Raw genomic sequence first — 5,212 nt, 5'->3', positions numbered from 1 at the left:
TTATATAGCCCTTATGCTTATTATTCTTTTCTAGCTAATATTTAATGATTCGAGAATGAGTTTGTCTTCTTCACTCAACATATCGAATGACGCATCTTGATTATTTTCAGACTCAGTTTGCTCTGGCTTCATGCTGCCCGATTGGCATAGGTTACGAATTGATTGCTGTTCAAAAATGTCGGCTACCGACATCAGGTAACCTTGCTCTTTCACCAATGCAATCACTCGCACAGCGGTAATTGAATCCCCCCCAAGGTCAAAAAAGCTCTCTGTTACACTCAGTGCTTGTTGTTCCAACACTTGGCACCACACGTCATGTAATGACTGCTCTAAGTCGTTTTCTGGCGCGACAATAAGGCTTGGTTCGCTAGATGCAGGCAAAGCCGTATTTGCCAGTTTATCTCTGTCTATTTTGCCATTCGGTAGCAGTGGCATTTCAGACATATGAACAAAGTGTTTTGGGATCCAATTTTGATGAAGGTTTTGTTTTAAAACCTCTTTGAGCTGAGCTGTTGTGGGGGGAGTCAAACTCGACGTTTCATAGTAGGCAACCAATTGATTTTCTACCTTTGCCACAAGCGCAGAAGCAATACCAGATTGCCCTTGTAATAGCGCTTCAATCTCTGCGGTTTCCACGCGCATACCATTGATCTTGATCTGCTCATCTACACGACCTTGGTATTCAAGTAAGCCATCACTGTTTACTTTCATCAGATCGCCTGTGCGGTAAAATCTGGCAGACTTTCCTACCGCGTGTTCAATAAAACTGCTCTCATTTTGCGATGCCCGGTTATGATAACCCTCACTGACACCCGCACCGGCAATAAGCACTTCACCAATCAGGTTGGTTGGCACAATATTTTGTTCTTCATCAACAACGTACAACGTCATATTGTCAATCGCCTTACCGATTGGCAGGGACTTTAACTGTGCCACTTGGTGAGCAGGGGCAATATAGGCCGCACTGATATCCGTACACTCAGTCGGGCCGTAGATATTCGCTATCTGTGCGTGACATTTTGCATGACTTAACCATGGCTTAAGGCGTTCCAAGTCTGTTGCCTCTCCACCAAATGCGACGAACTGCATGCCATGCAGTGCACTAAAGTTATCTGGTTGAGTCGCATCAACTAATGCATAAAACAGGCTTGGCACACAGTTAATATGTGTTACCTGATTTGTCGCAATCAACTCAGCATAATGCTCTGCGTCAAAAGTCCCCTCTTCAGGCAAAACCAATGTCGCGCCACACATCAAAGGTGCAAAGATATTTTTTATCGACGCATCAAAGCTCAATGGAATAGGTTGAAATACAACACTGTGTGTATTCATTGAAGAAAAGTTAATGTACCAATTACACAGGTTATTAAACGAGCGACGACTCACATTAACGCCTTTTGGTACACCACTTGAGCCAGAGGTATAAAGCCTATATACCAACGCCGAGTCGGTTGCTGATTGAGTCAGATTGCTCTGAGGTTCCCCTTCCAGCAAACTGTATTCATCATCTAACTCTAACAGCGCGCCATCGTAATGAGATAAATGCTCATGTTCAGGGTTTGTAGTAACAATCAGGTCAAGTTCATCATCAGCAATAATATTTCTGATCCGAGTTACCGGGTAAGCTGGATCTAACGGCAAAAATGTTGCGCCACATTTAGCTAAAGCCAGCAGTACTACTACCTGTTTGAGTGAACGTTCAATATGGACACCAACGATGGCACCACTCGACACATCAATATCCTGTAAAAAGTGGGCAAACTGATTAGCTAACTGGTTTAAATACGCATAGCTATAGCTTTGTCCATTAAACACCACTGCTTGTTTGTCTGGATCCTGTGCGACAGCTTGCTCAAACATTGAAACAAAATCAGGAATGGACTCTGCGTCAACAACCTTGCCTCTGTGTGCTTGTTCATACTCGTCGATACACAGTGACGCTAGGGTAATATCCTTAATTTCGCGGCTAGGTTCACTCACCGCCTGCTCAAGCAACACTAGATAATCTGCTAGGAAGCGCTCCACGGTTTGTGCGTCAAACAGTGCCGTGTTGTAGTGGAAATTAATATCCCAGTTGTCCGCTTCATTTTTGTCTACGCTCAGCGTTAAATCGAACTGTGCCGTATTGGTTGCTATCTCAATTTTAGAAGCCGCAACATCGGACAGTGCCAATTGCAAATTCGCCTTACCGTTGAGAATAAATTTGGTTTGGAAAAGTGGTGAGTAACTTGAGTTTCTTTTTAACTTCAAGTTATCAACAAGCAAGTCAAAAGGTATATGCTGATGATTCAAAGCACCATTCACCACATTGTGGTTATCAGCAATCAGCTGCGACAGAGAATGCTCCGCATTAATGACTTGGCGCAATACCAATTGATTCACAAAGTAACCAATGACATTCATGGTCTCGCTCACTTGGCGGTTTGCGCTATCTGTCCCGATAACAATGTCTTTGCTGCCGCTTAGTCTATATAACAAGACCTGATAGGCTGATAGCATCACAGTGTACAAAGTGGTCTGATGCGATGCTGCGAGGCTCTCTAGTTTGCGCTGAATCGATGCATCTAACGAATAGGTGATGCGACTTCCTGCAAATGATTGGGTTTTATTGCGGGGTCTATCGTATGGTAACAGCAGTAGCTCCGGTGCGCCTGTGAGCACATCCTGCCAATATTCAAAACCGCTATTTAGACGACCTTGTTGTTTTTGCCACAGTGTACAGTCTATATATGAGAGTGCAGGCTCCGCTAGAGGCTGCTGCTGTCCGTTGTACAAGCCGTTAATTTCTTCGATTAATAGCTCTGCTGACCACGCATCAAACACAATGTGGTGCAGCAAGAAGCTTAGTACTAGTTCATCATCGCCCAATTTGGCGATTTTTACTTGCAAGTTATGACCCCTTTCAAGGTCGAAATCATCTTGACCGTGACATTGTAAAAAAGCATCAAGGTCAGAAGTTGAGACCGTTGCCAAGTCATTTTGTAGTGCCACTGTATAGGGCTCAACAATTTGTTGTATCAGCGTATCGTCTTTAACTATAAATCGCGTGCGCAGTGCCGTATGGCGAGTAATTACTTGATTGATTGCCCATTCAAGTTTGGCAATATCGGTTTTTCCTTGTAGCTTAAAAGCGACATGTAACTTGAGCGTTGCACGCTGATGTTCAATTTGATCTAATACCCACAACGCCTGTTGTCCATAAGAAGCTGGCGCTTCCGTTAAACCTGATGCAGACAGTGTGCTTTGCGGTGTGACTGCGCCATCAATGGCACTCAGCTTATCTATTTCTGTGGCAAGTTCACGAATTGTCGGGTGAGCGTAAAAGTGCTCGTGGTTAAGCTGAATTGCAAAAGTGCGCTCAATCTCTGATACCGCTTTTGCCGCATCGAGAGAGTCCCCCCCCAAGGCAAAAAAGTTCGTATCTATACTGATATCTGCTTGATTGAAGATTCGTTGCCAAGTCGCATGTAGCTGAGTTTCCGTCTTGCTCATAGACGTCAAAGGCGTTTCTAGTTTGTCGCTTTGCCCCTCATTACACAAGGTGATGAGTTGCTCCGATTCAAATAGCATTTTTGTATTTGCGCGCTGCACTTTACCACTTGAGGTCAAACTAAGAGTGCCTTGACGAATGCAAACAATCTCTGCTTTTAAATCAAATTGCTCTGCCACAGCTTGTCTTGCTAGTGCCGTTAATTCATCCAGATTTTCCTTACGCGCAGCGCGGGCAAAAACTTCTTGCACCACCACAAGGCGCTGCGATGGCCCTTCACCTGTTGTGAATGCCGTGGCTCTATGGTTTACAAAAGCAGGATGCAGATCACTGACGCACTTTTCTATATCTTGTGGATAATAGTTAGCGCCCCTGACAATCAGCACATCTTTGATCCGACCTGCAATATATAGGTCATCATCGAATACAAAACCAAGATCGCCCGTTCTCAAAAATGGACCATCTCCTTCAGAGGTAAACGCATTAAATACCTCAGCTGTTTTGCTTTCATCGCCCCAATAACCTTGTGCGATACTTGGGCCTGATACCCAGATCTCACCGCACTGACCATCAGGCAATGTCGCTTTAGTGTCTTGGTCAACAATCTTAAGTGTATGTTTGGGTGGTACTTGGCCACAGCTTACTAAACGCTGGCCATCTGACTGTACTTTTTTAGCACATCGATTTGCCAATTCAGCTTTATCAAACTCTACCACCACGGGAGTACTTTGAGGCTCCCCACCACTAATAAATACAGTCGCTTCAGCCATGCCATAGCTGGGATACAATGCCGATGCGCTGAAGCCCACGGTATTAAACTTGGCGACAAATCGCTCCAAGGTAGCGGCATGGATAGGCTCTGCCGCATTAAATGCAATTTTCCAGCAAGATAGGTCTAAGCCTTCTAAGGCTTCTTCTTGAATTTTATCTACGCAAAGGTCGTAAGCAAAGTTCGGCGCTCCGCATATTGTTCCGCGATATTTGCTGATTGCCTGAAGCCAAAAGCTTGGCTTTTGGACAAATGCTGCCGGTGCCATCAAAATAGAGTGGGCGCCAAAATAGACAGGTAACAATATGGTATTAACCAACCCTAAGTCATGAAATAGTGGCAGCCAGTTAACGAAAATGTCTTCTTTTGAACACCCTGTATTGGCTTCCAAACCCTGGATATTTGCCACTATGTTGTCATGTCTTACAACAACACCTTTTGGTGTCCCGGTAGACCCAGAGGTATACTGAATAAATGCAGTGTCGTTGCTTGTCACAGATGCCAACACATCAGCCGCATCAACTTGATTCAATGTTGATAAGCTAAACAACTGGCCACCTTGCAAGTCATCGTGCTCTGATAAATAGTCACTCAGTGAGTCATGCAAGCCATTGCTCGTTAACGCGATGCGCGCATTACAATTCTCAACAACCTGTTTTATCCGCTCCGTGCGCTGCTTCAATCTCGGTGGATAAAGTGGCACGGCCATGCGGCCAGCGTATAGACATGCAAAAAACAGTTTGATGAACTCTAAACCTGGGGGACACAATAAGAGTACCGGCTCGTTAGGCTGCGTTAAATTTGACAAGCGACCAGCTACGTCACGAGCAACACTATCTAGCTCAGCATAGGAAATGGTTTCTTCATTCTTATTATCAATAAACGTAAACGCTGGCTGTTGCGGTTCACTCAACGCTCTTTTTTGCAAAACATCAACTATTGAATTCATGTAT

Annotated in this window: 1 protein-coding gene; it reads right to left on the bottom strand. The window is 44.5% G+C overall.

The annotated features are described in order from the left end of the window. Positions 1–30: 30 nt before the first annotated feature. Entirely contained in the window at positions 31–5,208 is a 5,178-nt protein-coding gene (locus N483_RS24265) for a non-ribosomal peptide synthetase (protein ID WP_023398716.1), read from the bottom strand. Positions 5,209–5,212: the final 4 nt, after the last annotated feature.

The sequence above is a fragment of the Pseudoalteromonas luteoviolacea NCIMB 1944 genome (genome assembly GCF_001625565.1).
In the GTDB taxonomy this organism is placed as follows: domain Bacteria; phylum Pseudomonadota; class Gammaproteobacteria; order Enterobacterales; family Alteromonadaceae; genus Pseudoalteromonas; species Pseudoalteromonas luteoviolacea_F.
This window is presented reverse-complemented; position numbering and strand designations above follow the sequence as displayed.

Coding starts and splice junctions, on each gene's coding strand:
- N483_RS24265 (WP_023398716.1), bottom strand. CDS start 5,208: ATGAATTCAATAGTTGATGTTTTGCAAAAAAGAGCGTTGAGTGAACCG.